The organism is Micromonospora orduensis (assembly GCF_006228125.1).
GTDB lineage: Bacteria > Actinomycetota > Actinomycetes > Mycobacteriales > Micromonosporaceae > Micromonospora > Micromonospora orduensis.
The window spans coordinates 1-21,011 of sequence record NZ_VDFY01000171.1 but is presented as its reverse complement, the minus strand read 5'-3'; the positions used below and the strand labels follow the sequence as shown (position 1 = coordinate 21,011).

Here is a 21,011-nt window from a genome sequence, read left to right as displayed (position 1 = left end):
CCGACCCGCGCCGGCTCGGCGCGGGCGGGCCGGCGGTCTCAGTGCAGGCCGACGCCGCGCCGCTGCGCGGTGCGGATGAGGCGGTTGACCAGCTTCGGGTACTCCAGGCCGGAGGCCGCCCACATCCGCGGGAACATCGACGTCGGAGTGAACCCGGGCATCGTGTTGATCTCGTTGAGGTAGACGTCCAGCTCGGGGGTGACGAAGAAGTCGGCCCGGGCCAGACCGGCGCAGTCCAGCGCGGTGAACGCGCGGACCGCGTACTCCTGCACCTGGCGGGTCACCCGCTCCGGCAGCCCGGCCGGGATGTCGTACTCGCAGGAGTCGTCGAGGTACTTCGCCTCGAAGTCGTAGAAGTCGTGGTCGGCGACGACCCGCACCTCGGCCAGGACGGACGCCTCGGGCGCGCCGCCGGCCTCGCCCTCCAGCACACCGCACTCGACCTCGCGGCCGACGATGGCCGCCTCGATGATGACCTTCGGGTCGATCTGCCGCGCGGTGGCGACCGCCGCGTCGAGCTGCGCCCAGTCGGTGACCCGGGTGATGCCGAACGACGAGCCGGCCCGCGACGGCTTCACGAAGACCGGCAGGCCGAGCCGGTCCTTGTCCTGTTCGCTGAGCGTCATCCCGTTGCGCAGCACCGCGTACGCGCCGACCGGGATGCCCTCGACCGCGCAGAGCTTCTTGGTGAACTCCTTGTCCATGGCGGCTGCGGAGGCGAACACGTTCGCGCCCACGTAGGGGATGCCGGCCATCTCCAGCATTCCCTGGATCGTGCCGTCCTCGCCGTACGCGCCGTGCAGCACCGGGAAGACCACGTCCACGTCGGCGAGCACCCGGGGACCCTCGGTCGGGTCGAGCACCATCAGCCCGTTGCCGGTGGGGTCGGCGCGCAGCACGATGTCGTCGCCGGAGTCGGCGGTGATCTCCGGCAGCTGGCGGGCGTTGATCGCGAGCTGGGCGGGATCGCCGCTGGTCAGCACCCACTGCCCGGCCCGGGTGATGCCGACCGGCACCACCTCGAACTCGTCGGGGTCCAGGGCGCCCAACACACTGCCGGCACTGACGCAGGAGATGCCGTGCTCCGGGCTGCGGCCGCCGAAGACGATCGCCACGCGGGTCTTGCCTGGGGTGGTCACTCCGGTCACCTCTTCGTACGCGACTGCGGCTGGTCGTGCTCGCCGGTGGCGTTCACCCGGTTGACCTTACTGTGCGTGGCGGTAGGGCGAGGCGATACCCGGGGAGCCACAGCGGTAGGCGGCAATCGGTCAGCAGAGGTTATACGGTGCGTGACGGGAGGAAGGTTGCCACATCGACCGGCGGAGCGGGTCCGCTCAGTCCCGGGCGTGCCGGCGGCCGACCGCGATCACCTTGACCCGCTGCCGGCCGGCCCGGACCATGCCCAGCGCCATGAAGGCCCCGGCGATCCGGTCGGCGGCCTCCCGGCTGTTGGCGCCGACCACCTGCCGGCGCCGTTCGGGGGCGGTCCGCTCGTTGCGCTCGAGGCCCTCGACGGGACGCACGTCGGTGAGCACCACCAGGAAGCGGGTCATCGCCGGCCGCCCAGTTGCACGGCGGGGAGCTGCGGACCGTCACGCACGTCGTCTCCTTCCGGCGGGGCGGGATGGCTGCGGCACGCGGCGATCGGGCACGGGGGAGAAACCCGATCGCCGCGCGCCCCATCCCCTCCGGTCGCTCACCACCACCGTCGCCACGACAACCGGCGGTGAGGACGCGATGACAGATTGACACGTGGACAGCCGTGAATGCAACTCTCATCGACGTTCTCTCATGCAGACGTTCCCACAAATGTGTGCGACCATCGATGCATGGCCCCGAAGACCGCCCGCGCCCGCCGACTCGGCATCGCCCTGCGCCACCACCGGGAAGCCGCCGGTCTGACGCTGGAGACCGCAGCTGACGAGATCAACAGCACCCGCAGCACCCTCTCCCGGTACGAGAACGCCCAGACACTGATCACTCCGGCCACCGTGCGCGCCCTGCTGACCTCGTACGGGGTGAGCGCCGAGGAGGTGGCCTCGGCGGTACAGCTCGCCAAGGACGCCCGCAAACCGGGCTGGTGGGTGTCGTACTCGTACCTGCTGGACCCCCGCACCATCGACTTCATCGCGCTGGAGGCCGAGGCGACGGCCATCGCCAACTTCGAGCCCTCGGTGGTGCCCGGCCTGCTGCAGACCGCCGACTACATCCGCGGCGTGATGCGCGGTGGTCCCCACACCCTCGGCGACGACCTCGTCGAGCAACGGGTCAAGGTCCGCCTCGACCGTCAGCAGCGGCTCACCGGCGACGACCCGCCGATCCTCGACGCGGTCATCGACGAGGGCGCGCTGCTCCGGCCGGTCGGCGACCAGTCGGTGATGGACGGTCAGCTCCGCCACCTCGTCAAGATGGCCGAGCTGCCCAACATCACCGTCCAGGTGATCCCGCTCTCCGCCGGCTACCACCGCGGCACCCGGGGTTCGCTGCACATCCTGGAGTTCGCCGACCCGGAGGACCCGATCATCGCCTCGGTGGAGACCGTCGCCGGGCAGATGATCCTCGACCGGGCCGGCGAGACGCGTACCTGCACCAAGATCATGGAGCATCTGCGCAGCGTGGCGCTCAGCCCGGCGGACAGCCGGGCGATGCTCCTGTCAGTCCTGAAGGGACGGTAGGACCGATGACACCGACGATCACAGCGGCGTTGGCCGTGGCGGCGTGGCGCAAGAGCAGCCGCAGCGGCGATGAGGGCGCCTGCGTGGAGGTGGCCGCGATCCCGCGGCTGGTGGCCGTCCGCGACTCGAAGGACCCCGCCGGTCCGGCCCTGCTGTTCCCGCCGGCCGCCTGGGCCGCCTTCACCCAGGCCCCACCCCGTAGCTGACCGGCCGTCGACGCGGCCGGCCAGGTCCCGGCAGGTCGCTCACCGGCGCGGCCGGACAGGCCCCGGCGGGTCGCTCGCCGATCCGCCGGGGCGCACGGCGGGCCGGGTTCAGGCCACCAGCGGGCGGGACTCCGGCACGGTACGCAGCGCCTCCAGGGCAGCGATCGCCACGCCCCGGGCGCCGGCCATGTCCCGCTCGGGCACCAGGGCGAAGGTCGCCACGGCCGCCTGCTCCTCCCGGAGCACCGTGTGGTCGCGGACCGTCGCCAGGAACCAGTCGCGAAACTCCGGCGCCGCCTCCACCACCCCGCCGCCCACGAAGTACGCGTGCGGGTCGGTGAAGTTGGCCGCCACTGTGAACAACCGGCCCAACGCCATCGCCTGCTGGGCGAACAGGTCCCGGGCCAGCGCGTCGCCCCGCTCGCCGTAGCCACGGACCAGCTTCGCCGCCCGAGCCACCGGTTCGGCGGCGAGCGGGTGGTCAGGGTGGCGGGTCAGCCAGTACGGCAGCAGGTTGCGCTCGATGCCGGTCAGCGAGGCGACGCTCTCCACGTCGCCGGTGAAGCCGCAGGCGCAGGTGGGCTCCGGCTGCCCCGGACCGAGCAGCCCGTTCAGCGGGATGTGCACGTGACCCAGCTCCCCGGCCATCCCGGCCGCGCCGGCGATCACCCGGCCGCTCTCGACCACCCCGCCACCCAGGCCGGTGCCGACGATCGCCGCCACCGACGAGCGGTTCATCGCCTCGGCGCCGAAGAACACGTGGTGGGCATAGAGCGCCGCCGCGTTGCCGTCGTTGTGGTAGATCACCGGCAGGCCGAGCCGCCGCTCCAGCGCGCCCCGCACGTCGAAGCCGCGCCAGGCCGGCTGGGAGAAGTTGGTCGAGCCCCGCGAGGAGATGACACCGGCGGCGCTGGCCGGGCCGGGCGTGTCCAGCCCGACCGCCCGGACCAGCTCGCGCGGCACCCCGGTGTGCGCCAACGCGCCGTCCAGTGCCCGGGCCAACGCCTCGATCGCCGCGTCCGGCCCGGCGCGCACCTCGCTGGGGATCTCCAGCAGGCCGTCCACCAGGAACCGGCCGTCCACCGTCAGCACTGTGGCGTTGTTGCTGGTGCCGCCGTTGTCCAGCCCGACGACCACCGGCACCCCTGCGCTGCCCACCGAAACCGCCTCCCGCCGTCATGAGTGTGAGCCGAGGCTAGTGCCAAGCCCTCTCCCCCGCCACGCCCACCATCTCCGCGATCTTGCACCTACTGTCGCGGCACAAGGCGTATCGCACCCATGTCGACAACCGAAACCGCACGATCGCGGGTGGGGGGGTCAGGGGCGGCGGGCGGTCAGGGCCGTGGCGTCCAGGTCTTCGTCGTGGCGGACGCTTGTCAGCAGGCCGACGGCGGCGAACGCCTCCCGGAGCGCGTCCACCTGGGTGACACCGACCTCGACCACCAGGTGTCCACCGGGGGTCAACCAGTCGACCGCCTCGGCGCCCACCCGGCGCAGCACGGAGAGCCCGTCCGGGCCGCCGTCGAGCGCCACCGGCGCCTCGTGCAGCCGCGCCTCCGGCGGCATCAGCGCCACCGCGTCGGTCGGGACGTACGGGGCGTTGGCGACCACCAGGTCGAGTCGCCCCCGCCAGCGCGGCGGCAGCGGCGCGAACAGGTCACCCTCGAACACCTCGGCCGACAACCCGGCGAGGTTGCGGCGGGCGCACGCCACGGCCGCCGGGTCGATGTCGGCGGCGGCCAGCCAGCGCGGCGCGAGCCGGTGCGCCAGCGCGACAGTGGTGGCCCCGGACCCGCAGCACAGGTCGACCACGGCCGGCGCCGGGCCGGTCAACGCCGCCGCCGCCTCGACCAGCAGAGCGGTCCGGCCGCGCGGCACGAAGACACCCGGGTCCACGGCGATCCGCCGGCCGCAGAACTCCGCCCAGCCGAGCAGGTACTCCAGCGGTTCGCCGGCCACCCGACGCTCGGTCAGGTCGGCCACCGTCGCCGGATCGTCGGCGGCGGCCAGCAGCAGGTCCGCCTCGTCCTCGGCGTAGACGCAGCCGGCGGCGCGCAGCCGGTCCACGAGGGCGGACCGGTCGGCGGAGACGGACTCCACTCAGGCCTCTCCGGCCGCGTCCAGCGCGGCGGCGATGTCGGCCACCAGGTCCGGGGTGTCCTCCACACCGCAGGAGAGCCGGACGAAGCCGGGCGCGGTGTCGTCACCCCACTGCGCCCGCCGGTCCGCGGTCGTGTGCAGGCCGCCGAAGGAGGTGGCCGCCGCCACCAGCCGGGCGGCCTCGACGAACCGGCTCACCCGGTCGGCGTCGCCCAGGTCGAACGAGAGCACCCCGGGCATCCGGCGCATCTGCGCCGAGGCCACCGCGTACGCGGGGTCGTCGGGCCGGCCCGGCCAGCGCAGACCCGTCACGTCCGCGCGGGCGGCGAGCAGGTCGGCGACCGCGGCGGCGTTCGCGCTCTGCCGGGCCAGCCGCAGGTCGAGGGTGGCCAGCGACCGGTGCGCCAGCCAGGCGTCGAACGCGCCCGGCACCGAACCGGTGGTGGTACGCCAGAGCGTCACCGCCTCGACCAGCTCGGTGTTCCGGCTGGCCAGGTACCCGAGCAGCAGGTCGGAGTGCCCGGTGAGCGCCTTGGTGCCGGAGGCGACCACCAGGTCCGCGCCGAGGTCCAGTGGACGCTGCCCGAGCGGGGTGGCCGTGGTGTTGTCCACCGCGAGCAGCGCGCCGGCGGCGTGCGCCTGCTCGGCCAGGGACGCCACGTCGACCACGTCCAGACCCGGGTTGGCGGGGGTCTCCACCAGCACCAGCCGGACGCCGTCGAGTGACGGGTACGGCCCGACGGTCGGTACGAAGACCACCCGGACGCCTGTCGTCTCCAGCACGCCGGTGGCGAACGACCGGACCGGGAAGTAGCCGTCGCTGGGCAGCAGCACCGTGTCACCCGGGCGCAGCAGGGCGAGCAGCATGCCGGTGATGGCCGCCTGACCGCTCGCGAAGACCCGGCACTCGCCACCCTCCAGCTCGCCCACTGCCGCCTCCAGGAGGCGTCGGGTCGGGTTGTCGGGGCGGCCGTAGCCGTTCGGCGAGGCGGCGGGCCCCTGCCACGGGTCGAGGTGGTACGGCGCGGCGAGGACCGGCCCCGGCAGGAACGGATCCCCCGGCGCCGGCTCGGGCAGGCCGGCGCGTACGCAGCGGGTGCCGTCTCCCAGGTCAGTCATCGGATCCTCACTCGTACGACTCGGGTTTGGCGGTCCGGCTCATCAGCGTGTCCACGGCCAGCCGGGGGTCCATCCCCTCGTGGCAGATCCGCTCGACGTGCTCGGTGATCGGCATCTCCACACCGTGCGCCCGGGCCAGGTCACGGATCGCCAGGCAGCTCTTCACGCCCTCGGCGGTCTGCCGGGTGGCGGCCTGGGCCTGCTCCAGCGTCTCCCCCCGGCCCAGGTGCTCGCCGAAGGTGCGGTTACGGGCGAGCGGGGACGAGCAGGAGGCGACGAGGTCGCCCATGCCGGCCAGGCCGGCGAAGGTGATCGGGTCGGCGCCCAGCGCCACGCCCAGGCGGGCCGTCTCGGCCAGCCCCCGGGTCATCAGCATGGCCCGGGTGTTGTCGCCGAAGCCCATCGCGGTGGCGATGCCGTACGACAGGGCGATCACGTTCTTGACAGCCCCGCCCAGCTCGCAGCCGATCACGTCGTCGTTGGTGTAGGGGCGCAGGTAGGGCGTCCGGATCGACGACTGCACGAGCACCGTGCGATGGCTGTTCGTCCCGGCGACGACGGTGGCGGCCGGCTGCTCGGCGGCGATCTCCGGGGCCAGGTTCGGGCCGGACACGACCACCACCCGGTCCGCGGCCACGCCGGCGGTCTCCACGATGACCTCGCTCATCCGCTTGGTGGTGCCGAGTTCGATGCCCTTCATCAGCGACACCAGGGTCGAGTCCGGGTGCAGGTACCCGGCCCACTCGGCGAGGTTGCCGCGCAGGGTCTGCGAGGGCACAGCCAGCACCACCAGCTCGGCGCCGGTGATCGCCTCGGCGGCGTCGGCGGTGCCTGTGACCCGGGCCGGCAGCAGCAGGTCCGGCAGGTACTCCGGGTTGCGGCGCAGGGTGCGGATGCTCTCGGCCACCGGCGCGCGGCGGGCCCACACGGTCACGTCCCGCCCGGCGTCGGCGAGGATCTTGGCGAACGCGGTCCCCCAGGAGCCGGCGCCGAGCACCGCGACGTGGCCGCTCACGCGGCTTCACCCTGCTGGTGCCGGACGGACGGTCGGGCCGGCCGTTCCCACAGCGGCGGCGGGGTGCCGCCACGGATCTCGGCGAGCATGTCCCGCAAACGCAGCATGATGGCGTCCGTCATCTCCTCCAGGGTCGCCCGGGTCGGCGGGGCGTCCGCCCACCGGCTCAGGTCGATCGGTTCCCCGGCGACCACGGTCACCGGGATGCGGGGTCGTGGGTTCAACCGGCTGGTCCGCGGGTCGAAGATCCGCTCCGGCCCCCACATCACCAGCGGCACCACTGGCGCGCCGGTGGCCAGCGCCAGCCGGGCCGCCCCGGTCTTGGCCTTCATCGGCCACAGGTCCGGCTGCCGGGTGGTCGTGCCCTCGGGGTAGATCACCACAGCGCCACCCTCGTCGAGCGCGGCGACCAGTGCGTCCAGCGAGCGGACGGCGTCCACGCTGCCGCGCTCGACCGGGATCTGCCGGCAGCGGTGCAGGATCCAACCGATCACCGGCACCCGGAACACGCTCGCCTTGCCCAGGTACTGCGGCCAGCGCCCGGAGTCGTAGATGAAGTGCGCGGACACCAGCGGGTCGGCGTGTGAGATGTGGTTCGCCACGATGATCACGCCGCCGTCACGGTGGAGATACTCCTGGCCACGCCAGGTACGCCGGGTCCAGACGATCATCACCGGCTTCACCAGCGCCACGGCGAACCGTTGCCAGAACCCCAGCCTCCGCCGTGCCACTGTGCCTCCTCGTCGCGCCCGACCCCGCCGCGAACCCCGCCCGCGACACCCGCAGCGGAAATCATGCCTGCTCGCCCCCCGTACGGCCAGCGAGGGTCCCGTCGTCCTGCTGGCAGGATTGCGGACGTGAGTCAGCCGAGGTGGGCAGTGGTGGTGCCGGTGAAGCGTCTGACGGCCGCCAAGAGCCGGCTGCGGGGCGCGCTGCCCGGCGTACCCCATGAGGAGCTGGCACTGGCGCTGGCGGCCGACACGCTCCACGCGGTGCTGGCCTGCCCGGCGGTGGCCGAGGCCCGGGTGGTCACCGACGACGCCCGCGTGGCGGCGGTGGCCCGGGCGGCCGGCGCGCGGGTGCTGCCCGACGAGCCGGACGCCGGGCTGAACGCCGCCTTCCGGCACGGCGCGATGGCTGGGCCCGCCGGCTGGGTGGCCGGGCTCACCGCCGACCTGCCGGCGCTGCGCCCGGCCGAACTGGCCGCCGCGCTGCTCGCGGCGCAGGCCGACCCCGGCGGGGTACGCCGGTTCGTGCCGGACGCGCCCGGCGACGGCACCGTGCTGCTGGCCGCGCCGCCCGGGGTGGCGCTGGACCCGCGCTTCGGGGTGGGCTCGGCGGCGGCGCACGCGGCGAGCGGCGCGCTGCCGCTGACCGGGGACTGGCCCAGCCTGCGCCGCGACGTGGACACCGCCTCGGACCTGGGCGCCGCCGCGCGGCTCGGGCTCGGGCCGCGCACGGCCGCGCTGCTCGACGCCGGCTGCCCGGCCGCCTCCGCGAGCTGACCCACGGGTGTACGGTGCCAGCATGCAGGGCACGGTGGCCAGCTACGACGCGGCGACGCGCAGCGGCGTCCTGCTGCTCGACGACGGCACCGAGCTGCGCTTCCCCGCGCGGGCGTTCGACGCCTCCGGGCTGCGGTTGCTCCGGCTCGGCCAGCGGGTGCGCATCGACACCGATCCCGACGGCGAGGTCGTCCGGGTGACATTGCCGACGATGATCTGAGCCGGCGAGCCCAAGTTCATTTTGCGTTAACCCGAATCGGGTGATTATGAGCGGGTGAGCACCCCTCGCGAGCACCCCGCCACCCCTTCAGCCACCGACCCCCTCAACGGCGCCCGTATCCGTGGCGCCGACGGCCGTTTCCGTCCGTCCCGGGCCGAACGGGCCGGCGCCGCCCGCGCCGACACCCTCGGCGACGACCCGGGAGCCGCCTCCTCCGGACTGGACGAGGTCCTCGACCCCGCCGTCGGCCCCATTGGGACGGAGGGGCCGGCCGCTGGTGGAGTCGTCCAGCCCGCCGCGCCGACCGTCGTCGCGCAGGACGACGAGGCGCCGGCCGTCCCGCCGCTGCCGGAGGACCGGTTCCTCAACCGGGAACTCTCCTGGCTCGACTTCAACGCGCGGGTGCTCACGCTCGCCGAGGACCAGCGCACCCCCCTGCTGGAACGGGCGAAGTTCCTGGCCATCTTCGCCAGCAACCTCGACGAGTTCTACATGGTGCGGATCGCCGGGTTGAAGCGGCGGCTCTCCGCCGGCCTGCCGGTACGCGGCGGGGACCGGCTGCCGCTGCGGACCCAGCTGGAGCTGATCGCCGAGCGGACCGCCGAGCTGGTGGCCCGGCACGCCGCCTGCTTCGTCGACGACGTGCTGCCCAAACTGGCCGACGAGGGCATCCGCATCCTGCGCTGGGCCGAGCTGGGCGATCCGGAGCGGGAGCGGCTACGAACCTACTTCCGCGAATACATCTTCCCGGTGCTGACCCCGCTCGCGGTCGACCCGGCCCACCCGTTCCCGTACATCTCCGGGCGGTCGCTGAACCTGGCGGTGGCGGTGCGCGACCCGGACGGCGGCTCGGAGCTGTTCGCCCGGGTGAAGGTGCCCAACAACGTTCCCCGTTTCGTCCGCGTGGACCGGGACCAGCCGGGCGTCCGGATGCTGCCGGTGGAGGACCTGATCTCGGTGCACCTGGGGCAGCTGTTCAGCGGCATGCAGGTCGTCGAGTGCCACCTGTTCCGGGTCACCCGCAACGCCGAGGTGGAGGTCGACGAGGACCGTGACGAGGACCTGCTCCAGGCCCTGGAGCGGGAGCTGGCCCGGCGGCGGTTCGGCCCGCCGGTCCGGCTGGAGGTCGCCGCGTCGATCTCCGACCACATGCTGGAGCTGCTCGTGCGCGAGCTGGACATGGACCACCAGGACGTGCTGCGGGTGCCCGGTCTGCTGGACCTCTCCGCGCTGTGGCAGGTGTACGGCGAGGCCGACCGCCCCGATCTGAAGGACCCGCCGTTCGTGCCGGCCACCCATCCCCGGCTCGCCGAGGGTGAGGTGCCGCGCAGCGTCTTCTCCACCCTGCGCGACGGGGACATTCTGGTGCACCACCCGTACCACTCGTTCGCCACAAGCGTGCAGCGCTTCATCGAGCAGGCCGCCGCCGACCCCGACGTGCTGGCCATCAAGCAGACCCTCTACCGCACAAGCGGTGACTCGCCGATCGTCGACGCGCTCGTCGACGCGGCCGCCGCCGGCAAGCAGGTGGTGGTGCTGGTGGAGGTGAAGGCCCGCTTCGACGAGGTGGCCAACATCGGCTGGGCGCGGACGCTGGAACGCGCCGGCTGCCACGTCGTGTACGGCCTGGTGGGCCTCAAGACGCATTGCAAGACCGCCCTGGTGGTCCGGCAGGAGGGCAACCAGATCCGCCGGTACTGCCACATCGGCACCGGCAACTACCACCCGAAGACCGCCCGGCTGTACGAGGACTTCGGCATGCTCACCGCCGACCCGGAGATCGGCGCCGACCTCACCGACCTGTTCAACGTGCTCACCGGGTACAGCCGGCAGACCGCGTACCGGCGGCTGCTGGTCGCGCCGCAGGGCATCCGCAGCGGCCTCATCGAGCGCATCGAGCGGGAGATCGCGCACGTCCGCCTCGGCATGCCCGGGCTCGTCCAGTTCAAGGTCAATTCGCTTGTCGACGAGGGCGTGACCGACGCGCTGTACCGGGCCTCCCAGGCCGGCGTGCACGTCGACCTGCTGATCCGGGGCATGTGCACGCTGCGCCCGGGGGTGCCGAGGCTGTCGGAGAACATCCGGGTCCGCTCGATCCTGGGCCGGTTCCTGGAGCACTCCCGGGTGTTCCGGTTCGGCAACAACGGCGAGGCCGAGTTCTGGATGGGCTCGGCAGACCTCATGCACCGCAACCTGGACCGCCGGGTGGAGGCGCTGGTGCAGGTGAGCGACCCGGTGGCGCGGGCCGAGCTGGACCACGTGCTGAACCTGGCGATGAGCCCGGACGTGGACGCGTTCGAGCTGGCCGGCGACGGCACCTGGACCCGGCGTGCCGGGGGCGACGAGGCGGCCGGTACGCATCTGCAGGAACTGTTGCTGCGCCGCGTCGGTGGCACGGCCGGCTGAACGATCGCGGCATAGGCTGAGCTGATGGTGGAGGAGGAGCAGAAGTACGAGGTGGACGACACCTACGTGCTGCCGGACCTGTCCGCCGTGGCCCCGGCCGGTGGCCGGGTCCGGGCGCTGCCGCCGGTGACGCTCGTGGCCCGCTACCTCGACACGGCCGACCTGCGGCTGGCCCGGGCCGGAGCGTCGTTGCGGCACCGCAAGGGCGACGAGCTGCCCTGGACGGTGAAGCTGCCCACCGGCACGCCCGGTGTCCGGCACGAGATCTCCCGACCCGGCCCGAAGGGGCAACCACCGCCGGAGCTGGTGGAGCTGGTCACCGCCCTGCACCGGGGCGCTCCGCTGGCCCCGGTGACTGTGGTACGCACCGTCCGGCACGCCCACGAGGTGTGCGACGAGGCCGGCACGGTGCTCGCCGAGGTGGTGGACGACCGGGTGCGGGTGCAGGACACCTCCGGCACCGCCACCGGCGCGTTCCGCGAACTGGAGGTGGAGCTCAAGGCCGGCGACCGGGAGCTGCTGGAGCGGGCGGGCTCGGTGCTGCGCGAGGCCGGCGCGCGGGGCGGTTCGTTCACCCCGAAGCACGTACGCGCCCTGGGCCCGGCGGCGCAGGCCGACCCGGACCTGGTCGCGCCGGCGGGCCTGCCGGACGACCCGAGCGCCGGCGACGTGGTCACCGAGGCGGTCCGCAAGGAGGTACGCCGCCTGCTGACGCACGATCCGCTGGTGCGGTTGCGCGCCCCCGCCGCCAGCGGTGACACCGCAGTGCACCAGATGCGGGTGGCCTGTCGGCGGCTGCGCAGCGACCTGCGCACCTTCCAACCGCTGGTCCGCAGGAGCTGGTCCCGTCCGCTGCGCGACGAGCTGCGCTGGCTGGCCGGGGTGCTCGGCCCGGCCCGGGACGCCGAGGTGCTGCGGGAACGGTTGCGCATCACCTCGGGCGCCGACCCGCTCAGCCCGCTCGACGCCGGTGCGGTGGACCGGCTGGACGAGGCGCTCGCCGCACGGCAGCGGGTGGCGCACGCCGCGATCGACGAGGCGCTGCGCTCCCCGCGCTACCTGGCCCTTGTCGACGCGCTGGTGCTGGCCGCACGCGCGCCCCGGTTCACCCGCCGGGCGGCCACCCCGGCGGTACGGGCGCTGCCCACGCTGGTGGCCCGTCCGTGGCGGCGACTGACCGGTCCGGACGGCGTCGACGGGCTCGACCCGTCGTCGCCCGACGAGCGCTGGCACGCCGTCCGCAAGCAGGGCAAGCAGACCCGGTACGCGGTGAACGCGGTGGCCCCGGCGGTCGACAGGGCCGCGCGACGGCTGTCCCGCGCGCTGGCCGGCGTACAGGACGTGCTCGGCGAGCACCAGGACGCGGCCGTCGCGGCGGACACCTGGCTGGAACTCGCCGCCGAGCGGCCGGCCGACCACGAGGTGGCGGTCACCGCCGGCCGGCTGGCCGAACGGGAACGGGAGTCGGTACGCCGGATGCGGGCCCGGTTCCCGGCCGCCTGGCACCGGGCGACCCGGCGGCGGCGGACCCGTTGGCTGCCGTGACGGGCATCCGGGCGGCCGGCGGGGTGGCCTGGCGCCCGTCCGACGACGGGGTACGGGTCTGCGTGGTGCACCGCCCGCGCTACGGCGACTGGACGCTGCCGAAGGGCAAGCTGGAGCCGGGCGAGCACCCCATGGCCGCGGCGGTCCGTGAGGTGGCCGAGGAGGCCGATGTGCGGGGCGTACCGCAGGTGCGGCTGCCGTCGGTGCGCTACCGCAGTGAGGGCCAGGCCAAGCTTGTCGACTACTGGTCCATGCTCGCGGTCGCCAGCGGTGGTTTCGAGCCGGGCACCGAGGTGGACGACATCCGGTGGCTCGCCGTGGACGAGGCGATCCGGCTGGTCAGCTACCCGCACGACGCCGAGGTGCTGGGCGCGTTCGCCGCGCTGCCGCAGGTGACCGCGACTGTCGCGCTGGTCCGCCACGCGCACGCCGGAAAGCGCGCCACCTGGACCGGCCCGGACACGGCGCGGCCCCTGGACGCGGAGGGCTGGGCCCAGGCGTCCGCCCTGGCCGGCCTGATCGCCCTGGTCCGGCCGGGCCGGCTGGTCTCCGCGTCGCCGCGCCGCTGCGTGCAGACCCTCGACCCGGCCGCCGCGCTGCTCGACCTGCCCATCGAGATCTGCGGCGACCTGGACGAGCCCCAGCCGGGCCAGCAGGGCGACGAACAGGCGCTCGCCACCGCCGCCCGCGTGCTGGAGCTGGCCCAGGCCGGCGGGCAGGTGGCGGTGTGCAGCCAGGGCAAGGTGCTGCCGAGGGCGTTGGAGCGGTTGTCCGGTCGCACCGACGAGGACTTCACCACGCCCAAGGGCGGCGGGTGGCTGCTCGCCTTCACGGCTGACGGGCTGCTCGCCACCGACCGCCTGTAGCGACAGGTCAGCGGGGCGGCAGGGTGAGGGTCACCGCGACCGGCAGGTGATCGCTGGCCGTGCCGCGCGGCGCGACCGGTGCGGACGCGGTCAGGCCGGGCGAGACGAAGACGTGGTCGATCTGTTGCCGCGGGTCGTCGGCGGGGCTGGTGGCCAGCGGTCGGGCGCTGGTCAACGCGTCCACCAGGCCGGCGGCCGTGAACTGCCCGAACGCCTCGTCGCCCGGCTCGGTGTTCAGGTCACCCGCGACCACGAGGGGACGGCCGGCCGCGTACCGGATGGCGAAGTTGGCGACCGCGCGGGCCTGGACCACAGGCCCCTGGCCGGGCGGCGGTTGCAGGTGGGTGCTGACCACGGCGGTCCGCACGCCGTCGCCGAGGTCCAGGGTGACGGCGAGGGCCTGCGCTCCGGTGGGTGCGCCGACGGCCGGCAGTGGCAGGGTCCGCGGGTCGGTCACCGGCCACCGGCTGAGCACCGCGTCGCCCCAGACGGGGTCGGCGGCCGGCCCGAAGACGTACGGCATGCCCAGCCGGTCGGACAGCAGGTCGAGGGTGTCGTGGCCGCCGTTGAGCAGCCACGCCCGGTCCACCTCGCTGAGCAGTACGACATCGGGCCGCTGCCGCTCGATGGCGCGACCGAGCCCGGCCAGGTCGAACCGGCCGTCCAGCCCGAAGCCCATCCGGATGTTGTACGCCACCACGGTCAGCCGTTGCGGCGGCCCGTCCCGGTTGCTGGACACCGGCAGTTCGTCGGCGAGCAGCGGGGCCAACAGCGCCACCGCGGCGACGGACGCGGTCGTCCGCAGCACCGGGAACGGCCCGGCGACCCGGGGTGTGCTGCGGTGGGCGGCGAACGCCACCACGGCGACCAGTCCGGCGACCACCACCGGCACCGCCCCGTTGGGGTAGCCGATGTCGTAGGCGGAGTAGTAGCCGACCGCCCCGAGCGCGAAGACGAGCATCCCGGCGGCGGCCGCGTACCCGCGGCGGGCCGCCGAGCGCGTGTCGTCCACGGTGCCGGCGCCCGTGGTGTCGTGGCCGGCGTCGTCGGTCAGGGCCAGGCAGGCGCCGAGACCGACGGCCGCGAGACCGACCGCCGCGAGGAGCAGGTCGCCCCGGTCGAGGGCGAAGAGCACCGCGCCGGCCAGCAACGCCACCGGGCCGAGCACCCGAGCCCACCGGGCGGGTGGCACGGCCAACGCCGCGAGGAGGAACACGGCGACCGCGACCGGCACCGGCGCCATCCCGAACAGCGGAGAACGGGCCACCCCGTCCCCGCCAGCCAGATACGACATCCCGGTCTGGGCCAGCGCCGGCGCGAGAGCCACCATCCCGGCCAGCAGCAGCGCCGGCCCGGCCAGCAGCCAGGCCCGCGCCCCGGTGGGGCCGGCCGGCGGGGCGGGCCGCGTCGCGCCGAGCAGGAACAGCGTCACCGCCACGGCGCTGAGCAGCCACGCCAGCCAGTCGCCGCGCCAGACGAGGTCGTAGGTGTCGAGCACCGCGTGGACGGACGCGTTGACCGCCAGGCCCAGCGCCAGGCCCGGCACCGGCCGGTCGGTGCCGGCGGCGACGCCGACCAGCCACACCAGCCCGGCGAGCAGGCCGGCGGTGGCCAACCAGAGCTGCGGACGCCCGCCGGGGGCGGCGGTGAGCGCGAGGCGGGCGCCGGCAAGCACGACGGCCGCGGCGGCGGTGACCGGGCGGGCGCCGAGGCGGCGGACCACCGCCGGCGCGGCCAGCGCCAGGACGAACCAGCCGAGGGCGAACGCGCCCATCAGCTCGGCCGGGGTCGACGCGGCCTGACCGAAGATGGTGATGATGCCGGGCAGCCACACCCGCAGCACGTCGATGAGCAGGAGTACGCCAAGCGCGAGCGACGCGGTGGCGAGTTGGCGGTAGCGCACCGGCGCCCCATTTCCCGTCGGCGGGCCGGCGGAGGGGGCCGGCACGGCGATTCTGCGCGTACCCGCCGGTGCGGTCAACGGCCCGCCTGTGCCGAAAGGGCGCCCACCACACGGGTGGACGCCCTTTCGGCAGGGTCGGTCAACGCTTGCTGGCCGCCTTCTTGGCCGGAGCCTTCTTCGCGGGCGCCTTCTTGGCCGCCGCGCTCTTGCTGGCCGCCGCGGTGGTCTTCTTCGCCGCGGTGGAACGGGTCGCCGCGGTGGTCTTCTTCGCCGCCGTGGTCTTCTTGCTGGCGGCCGTCTTGGTCGCCGTCGCGGTCTTGCTCGCCTTGGCCGGGGCGGTCTTCTTGCTGGCGGCGGTCTTGGTCGCCGTCTTGGTCGCCTTGGCCGGGGCGGTCTTCTTGCTGGCCGCCTTGGCGGCGGTGGCCTTGGTGCCCGTCGCCTTGGCGCCGGCGGTCTTCGCCGTCGTCGCGGCGGCGGTCTTCTTCACCGCTGCCGTGGCCTTCGGCACCTTGCCGCTGGCCACCATCTCCTTGAACCCGGCGCCGGGGCGGAAGGTCGGCACAGATGTCTTCTTGACCTTCACCGCCTCGCCGGTACGCGGGTTGCGCGCTGTTCGCGCGCCACGCACACGCTTTTCGAATGCTCCGAATCCGGTGATCGCCACCTTCTCGCCCTTGGTGACCGCCGCCTGGACCTCGGTGAGGACCGCGTCGAGCGCGGCCGTCGCCATCTTCCGGTCCCCCAGGCGAACGGCGAGCGCCTCGATGAGCTCGGCCTTGTTCACGACTTCCTCCCGATTGTGCAACTGACTCGACGCGAGCCATTCTGCGCGCACGGTATGCCCTGTGCTGCCGGGACACAAACATTCGGTGGAAAAAAGCCCTTGTGTCGTAACGGATTCGCCCCCACCGGTTGGACCGGTGGGGGCGGAATCGGCTGTGCGGGCGGACGTACGGCTATGCCACAGAGGGCAGGAACGGCAGTCGACGCGCCTCGTACGAGTCGATGTCGGCCGCGTTGCGGAGGGTGAGTCCAATGTCGTCCAGGCCCTCCAGGAGGCGCCAGCGGCTGAAGTCGTCCAGCGGGAACGACCAGCTCGCATCACCTGCCCGGAGCTGGCGGGCGGTCAGGTCGACGGTCACCTGGGTGGTCGGGTCGGCCTCGACGAGGTCCCACAACTCTTCGACGGCTTTCAGTTCCAACTCGACCGGCAACAGCCCCTCCTTGAGGGCGTTGCCCCGGAAGATGTCGCCGAATCGTGGGGCCACGACCGCGCGGAAGCCCCAGTCCCGCAGCGCCCAGACGGCGTGCTCCCGAGAGGATCCGGTGCCGAACTCCGGCCCGGCGATGAGGATCGACGCCCCGGAATAGGATTCATCGTTGAGCACGAATGCGGGGTCTTCCCGCCACGCGCTGAAGAGCCCGTCAGCGAAACCGGTCCGGGTCACCCGCTTGAGGTACACGGCCGGGATGATCTGGTCGGTGTCCACGTTGGATCGCCGCAGCGGCACTGCCGTACCGGTGTGGGTGGTGAACTTGTCCATCTCCTGAAGTCCCTTCTACAGGTCGGCGGGGGCGGCCAGCCGACCGACCACGGCGGTGGCGGCGGCGACCGGTGGGGAGACCAGGTGGGTACGCCCACCCCGGCCCTGCCGGCCCTCGAAGTTGCGGTTGGAGGTGGACGCGGAGCGCTCGCCCGGCTTGAGCGTGTCGGGGTTCATGCCCAGGCACATCGAACAGCCGGCGAACCGCCACTCGGCCCCGGCGTCGGCGAAGACCTTGTCCAGCCCCTCGGCCTCGGCGGCCTCGCGGACGGCGGCCGAGCCGGGCACCACGAGCATCCGGACCCCGTCGGCGACCCGGTGGCCGCGCAGCACGTCGGCGGCGGCCCGCAGGTCCTCCAGGCGGCCGTTGGTGCAGGAACCCACGAAGACCACGTCGATCGGCAACTCCCGCAGCGGGGTGCCGGGGCGCAGGTCCATGTACTCCAGCGCCCGGCGGGCCGCGGTGCGCTCCGAGTCGGTGGTGAACTCCTCCGGGTCGGGCACCGGCGCGCTCAGCGGCGCACCCTGGCCCGGGTTGGTGCCCCAGGTGACGAACGGCGTGACCCGGCTGGCGTCCAGGGTCACCTCGGCGTCGAAGCGCGCGCCCTCGTCGGTGGGCAGCGTCCGCCACCAGGCCAGCGCCGCCTCCCAGTCCGCGCCCTGCGGCGCGTTGGGCCGACCCTTGAGATACGCGAAGGTCGTCTCGTCCGGCGCGATCATGCCGGCCTTGGCGCCCCACTCGATGGACATGTTGGCGATCGTCATCCGCCCCTCCATGGAGAGGGCGCGGATCGCCTCGCCGCGGTACTCGACGATGTGCCCGCGGCCGCCACCGGTGCCGACCTGGGCGATCAGCGCGAGCACCAGGTCCTTGGCGGTCACGCCGGGCGCGAGCCGGCCGGTGACGTTCACGGCCATCGTCTTCGGCCGGCTCTGCGGCAGCGTCTGGGTGGCCAGCACGTGCTCCACCTCGCTGGTGCCGATACCGAAGGCGAGCGCGCCGAACGCGCCGTGGGTGGCGGTGTGCGAGTCGCCGCAGACGATCGTCATGCCGGGCTGGGTGACCCCGAGCTGCGGACCGATGACGTGCACGATGCCCTGGTTCTCGTCGCCGAGCGGGTGCAGCCGCACGCCGAACTCGGCGCAGTTGCGGCGCAGCGTCTCGATCTGCGTCCGCGACGTGGGGTCCGCGATGGTGAGCAGGTCACCACGGCGGGACCGGAACGCCGGGTCGGCGTACCCGGTCGGGGTGTTGTGGTCCTCGGTCGCGAGAGTCAGGTCGGTACGGCGCACCCGGCGCCCGGCGAGCCGGAGCCCGTCGAACGCCTGCGGGCTGGTCACCTCGTGCAGCAGGTGCAGGTCGATGAAGAGCAGGTCCGGCTCACCAGCGGCGGACCGTACGACGTGCGCGTCCCAGACCTTCTCGGCCAGGGTCCTCGGCTCAGGAGTGACTCCCACCATCTGGACATCCTAAATTCTGGGAGGTAAGTTTCGGCTTGTGGGACACAGTATGAGCGGTGTCGGCGTTCTCGACAAGGCGGTGGTCATCCTGGCCGCCTGCGTCGACGGCGCCAGCCTGGCCGAACTCGTTGAACGCACGAAGCTGCCCCGGGCCACCGCGCACCGGCTGGCACAGGCACTGGAGATCCATCGGATGCTGGTCCGGGACACCCAGGGCCGTTGGCGTCCCGGGCCCCGGCTCGGTGAGCTGGCCAACGCCGCCCCGGACGTCCTGCTGACCGCCGCCGAGCCGCTGCTCGCCGCGCTGCGTGACGCCACCGGGGAGAGCGCCCAGCTGTATCTGCGCCGCGCGGACGAGCGGATCTGCGTGGCGGCGGCGGAGCGCGCCAGCGGCCTGCGGGACACCGTTCCGGTCGGCTCGGTGCTCCCGATGACCGCCGGCTCGGCGGCCCAGATCCTGCTCGCCTGGGAGCCACCTGAGGCGGTCATGCCGCTGCTGCCGCGCAGCAAGTTCACCGGCCGCACCCTGGCCGAGGTACGCCGCCGGGGCTGGGCCCAGAGCGTCGCGGAACGGGAGGCCGGTGTGGCGAGCGTCTCCGCCCCGATCCGCGACCGCACCGGCAGAGTGATCGCCTCGGTGAGCATCTCCGGCCCCATCGAGCGCCTCGGCCGCCGCCCCGGCGAACGCCACGCCATGGCGGTCGTCCGAGCCGGCCAACGCCTCTCCGGCCTCTGACCCCCGCAGCCCTCCCCTGCTCCCTCCGCGCGTTGATCATGGAGTTGTTGCCGTCGACGTCGGCATGTCGCGACAACAACTTCATGATCAATCGGGACGGGGGCGGGTACGGCAAAGCCCGTCCTGCCGAGGTCGAGACGGGCTGTGCACGATGTAGCCCCGACCGGATTCGAACCGGCGCTACCGCCTTGAGAGGGCGGCGTCCTGGGCCGCTAGACGACGGGGCCAGAACCACTTCTGCTCCCCCACCCTCGCGGGCGGAGGAGCTGCACTCTACCAGAGACCACGCTCCGCCCCCGAAGGGGCGGAGCGGAACTCCGTCAGAATCCAGCGTCCGGAATTCTCACGAATTCCAGCTGCGCTGGGGTACCAGGACTCGAACCTAGACTAACTGAACCAGAATCAGTCGGGCTGCCAATTACCCCATACCCCATTGGCCCCTTGCGGCGCCGGGAGTGAACTTTACCCTCCCGGTGCCGGCAGGCCAAATCCGATCCCCCCGAACCACCCGTGAGCTGCGGAAACAGGGGCATCTGGCGGATCAGGCGACGGGGACCACCGGGTTGCTGAGCTCGCCGATGCCCTCGATCCGCACGGTGACGGTATCCCCCTCCACGAGTGGGCTAACCCCCGCCGGCGTGCCGGTGAGCACCACGTCGCCGGGCAGCAGCGTCATCACGTGCGAGATGTACGACACCAGACCCGGTACGTCGAAGACCATGTCCTTCGTCCGGCCGAGCTGGCGTACCTCCATCTCGTCCGGGTTGCGGCCCACCTCACACCGGATCTCCAGATCGGAGACGTCCAGGCCGGTGGTGATCCACGGGCCGATCGGGCAGAACGAGTCGAAGCCCTTGGCCCGGGTCCACTGCCCGTCCGAGCGCTGAAGGTCCCGGGCGGTCACGTCGTTGGCGCAGGTGTAGCCGAAGATGGCGCGTTCGGCGGCGGCCCGGTCGGCCCGGCGCGCGCCTGGCGCACCGATGACCACCGCCAGCTCGGCCTCGTGCTCGACCTGCTTGGAGAAGATCGGCAGCCGGATGGCGTCCCGGGGGCCGATCACCGAGGTGGACGGCTTGAGGAAGAGCAACGGCTCCTTGGGCACGTCGTTGCCGAGTTCGGCGGCGTGGTCGGCGTAGTTGCGACCCACGCAGACCACCTTGCTGGGCAGGATCGGCGAGAGCAGCCGGACGTCGGAGAGGGCCCAGCGGGCCCCGCTGAAGGAGAGCTTGCCGAACGGGTGACCCTCGATCTCGGCGATGGTCAGGCCCTGCGGCCCGGCCTCCGGTTCGCCTTCGACGGCCCCGAACGACATTCCCTTGGCATGAGCGAAACGAGCGATACGCACCCGGCCAATCTAGCCCCGCGGACCCGTCCACCGGCCAGGACGGGCCGGTGGGTGTGCGCAAGCCGTCAGCGCGCGGCACCCTACCCGAGGCGCTGGCGACGGGGGCCTACTTCCGCACTTCGTACCCGCACGGAGGCGACCCGCCCCTAACGTCGGCTCCGGAGGTTCGTTCGTATGCCTGCATCGACACGACACCACAGAGCCCTCGCAGTGATCGTGCACTGCCTCGGCATCCTCGCCGCCGTGCCGGCGCTGCCGTCGGCGGCGCCGGAGGAGGCGGCAGCCGCGCCCCGACCACCGGCGGCCACGTCACAGCCGTCGGCGGCGACGCCACGGCGGCCGGTGGTCGGGGCGCGGCTGCCGCC

General features: G+C 73.4%; 20 protein-coding genes, 2 tRNA genes and 1 pseudogene. 9 read left to right on the top strand and 14 right to left on the bottom strand.

What is annotated here, in order from left to right; genetic code table 11:
* Positions 1–38: 38 nt before the first annotated feature.
* On the bottom strand, positions 39–1,139 hold the full coding sequence (locus FHG89_RS18215; RefSeq protein WP_139585589.1) for a D-alanine--D-alanine ligase family protein: 1,101 nt from the start codon (positions 1,137–1,139) through the stop codon (positions 39–41).
* A 195-nt stretch (positions 1,140–1,334) separates the two neighbouring features.
* A complete protein-coding gene (locus tag FHG89_RS18210) occupies positions 1,335–1,553 on the bottom strand; it encodes a hypothetical protein (protein WP_139585588.1) in 219 nt (72 codons plus the stop codon).
* A 276-nt stretch (positions 1,554–1,829) separates the two neighbouring features.
* Between FHG89_RS18210 and FHG89_RS18205 the strand changes: the two genes are divergently transcribed.
* Together FHG89_RS18205 and FHG89_RS18200 are read left to right on the top strand one after the other, a co-directional pair.
* Positions 1,830–2,675 carry a helix-turn-helix domain-containing protein gene (locus FHG89_RS18205; RefSeq protein ID WP_139585587.1) on the top strand — a complete coding sequence of 282 codons (846 nt, stop codon included), beginning with the start codon at positions 1,830–1,832 and terminating at the stop codon, positions 2,673–2,675.
* 5 nt (positions 2,676–2,680) lie between these two features.
* Positions 2,681–2,881, top strand: a complete 201-nt coding sequence (locus FHG89_RS18200) for a DUF397 domain-containing protein (protein WP_139585586.1) — start codon at positions 2,681–2,683, stop codon at positions 2,879–2,881.
* A gap of 108 nt (positions 2,882–2,989) precedes the next feature.
* Here the strand turns inward: FHG89_RS18200 and FHG89_RS18195 are convergent, their stop codons facing one another.
* From FHG89_RS18195 to FHG89_RS18175, 5 genes are all read right to left on the bottom strand, one after another.
* Entirely contained in the window at positions 2,990–4,039 is a 1,050-nt protein-coding gene (locus FHG89_RS18195; protein WP_139585585.1) for an ROK family protein, read from the bottom strand.
* A gap of 159 nt (positions 4,040–4,198) precedes the next feature.
* On the bottom strand, positions 4,199–4,981 hold the full coding sequence (locus FHG89_RS18190; protein WP_139585584.1) for a putative protein N(5)-glutamine methyltransferase: 783 nt from the start codon (positions 4,979–4,981) through the stop codon (positions 4,199–4,201).
* The gene (locus tag FHG89_RS18185; protein ID WP_139585583.1) at positions 4,982–6,100 is read right to left on the bottom strand and encodes a cystathionine gamma-lyase; all 1,119 of its coding nucleotides are present in this window, start codon (positions 6,098–6,100) and stop codon (positions 4,982–4,984) included.
* 7 nt (positions 6,101–6,107) lie between these two features.
* Complete coding sequence (locus FHG89_RS18180) at positions 6,108–7,115, bottom strand: NAD(P)H-dependent glycerol-3-phosphate dehydrogenase (protein ID WP_139585582.1); 1,008 nt, start codon at positions 7,113–7,115, stop codon at positions 6,108–6,110.
* Positions 7,112–7,846: a lysophospholipid acyltransferase family protein gene (locus tag FHG89_RS18175; protein WP_139585581.1), complete on the bottom strand. Its 735-nt coding sequence runs from the start codon at positions 7,844–7,846 to the stop codon at positions 7,112–7,114. The genes FHG89_RS18180 and FHG89_RS18175 overlap by 4 nt, the downstream gene beginning before the upstream one ends.
* A 126-nt stretch (positions 7,847–7,972) precedes the next feature.
* On the opposite strand from FHG89_RS18175, the gene cofC reads away from it, so the two are divergent.
* Genes cofC through FHG89_RS18150 form a run of 5 tightly spaced genes read left to right on the top strand, consistent with a single transcriptional unit; the run spans position 7,973 to position 13,657 of the window.
* Entirely contained in the window at positions 7,973–8,620 is a 648-nt protein-coding gene (cofC, locus tag FHG89_RS18170) for a 2-phospho-L-lactate guanylyltransferase (protein ID WP_244295592.1), read from the top strand.
* Between the two features lie 22 nt (positions 8,621–8,642).
* Complete coding sequence (locus FHG89_RS18165; protein WP_139585579.1) at positions 8,643–8,840, top strand: cold-shock protein; 198 nt, start codon at positions 8,643–8,645, stop codon at positions 8,838–8,840.
* Positions 8,841–8,894: 54 nt separating this feature from the next.
* Positions 8,895–11,246 (top strand): RNA degradosome polyphosphate kinase, encoded by a 2,352-nt coding sequence (locus FHG89_RS18160; protein ID WP_139585578.1) that lies wholly within the window; start codon positions 8,895–8,897, stop codon positions 11,244–11,246.
* A 24-nt stretch (positions 11,247–11,270) separates the two neighbouring features.
* Positions 11,271–12,791 (top strand): CYTH and CHAD domain-containing protein, encoded by a 1,521-nt coding sequence (locus FHG89_RS18155; protein WP_139585577.1) that lies wholly within the window; start codon positions 11,271–11,273, stop codon positions 12,789–12,791.
* Complete coding sequence (locus FHG89_RS18150; RefSeq protein ID WP_139585576.1) at positions 12,779–13,657, top strand: NUDIX hydrolase; 879 nt, start codon at positions 12,779–12,781, stop codon at positions 13,655–13,657. The genes FHG89_RS18155 and FHG89_RS18150 overlap by 13 nt, the downstream gene beginning before the upstream one ends.
* A gap of 7 nt (positions 13,658–13,664) precedes the next feature.
* On the opposite strand, the gene FHG89_RS18145 is transcribed toward FHG89_RS18150, so the two are convergent.
* The 4 genes from FHG89_RS18145 to leuC form a co-directional block, all read right to left on the bottom strand.
* On the bottom strand, positions 13,665–15,560 hold the full coding sequence (locus FHG89_RS18145; protein ID WP_139585575.1) for an endonuclease/exonuclease/phosphatase family protein: 1,896 nt from the start codon (positions 15,558–15,560) through the stop codon (positions 13,665–13,667).
* 139 nt (positions 15,561–15,699) lie between these two features.
* Positions 15,700–16,344: an HU family DNA-binding protein gene (locus FHG89_RS18140; RefSeq protein ID WP_208761010.1), complete on the bottom strand. Its 645-nt coding sequence runs from the start codon at positions 16,342–16,344 to the stop codon at positions 15,700–15,702.
* Between the two features lie 172 nt (positions 16,345–16,516).
* The gene (gene leuD, locus FHG89_RS18135) at positions 16,517–17,104 is read right to left on the bottom strand and encodes a 3-isopropylmalate dehydratase small subunit (protein WP_139585573.1); all 588 of its coding nucleotides are present in this window, start codon (positions 17,102–17,104) and stop codon (positions 16,517–16,519) included.
* A 15-nt stretch (positions 17,105–17,119) separates the two neighbouring features.
* Positions 17,120–18,565, bottom strand: coding sequence for a 3-isopropylmalate dehydratase large subunit (gene leuC, locus FHG89_RS18130; protein WP_139585572.1), 1,446 nt, complete (start codon positions 18,563–18,565; stop codon positions 17,120–17,122).
* 49 nt (positions 18,566–18,614) lie between these two features.
* Here leuC and FHG89_RS18125 point away from each other — a divergent pair, with 49 nt between their 5' ends.
* Positions 18,615–19,301, top strand: coding sequence for an IclR family transcriptional regulator (locus FHG89_RS18125; RefSeq protein ID WP_007456408.1), 687 nt, complete (start codon positions 18,615–18,617; stop codon positions 19,299–19,301).
* A gap of 154 nt (positions 19,302–19,455) precedes the next feature.
* Here FHG89_RS18125 and FHG89_RS18120 read toward each other — a convergent pair.
* The 3 genes from FHG89_RS18120 to FHG89_RS18110 all read right to left on the bottom strand — a co-directional run bounded on the left by FHG89_RS18120 (position 19,456) and on the right by FHG89_RS18110 (position 20,646).
* Positions 19,456–19,528, bottom strand: a tRNA-Glu gene (locus tag FHG89_RS18120).
* 134 nt (positions 19,529–19,662) lie between these two features.
* Positions 19,663–19,734 (bottom strand) — tRNA-Gln (locus FHG89_RS18115).
* Between the two features lie 108 nt (positions 19,735–19,842).
* Positions 19,843–20,646 carry a fumarylacetoacetate hydrolase family protein gene (locus FHG89_RS18110; RefSeq protein WP_139585571.1) on the bottom strand — a complete coding sequence of 268 codons (804 nt, stop codon included), beginning with the start codon at positions 20,644–20,646 and terminating at the stop codon, positions 19,843–19,845.
* A gap of 174 nt (positions 20,647–20,820) precedes the next feature.
* Between FHG89_RS18110 and FHG89_RS33850 the strand changes: the two are divergent.
* Positions 20,821–21,011 (top strand): annotated as a pseudogene (locus tag FHG89_RS33850) (hypothetical protein); the annotation flags it as partial.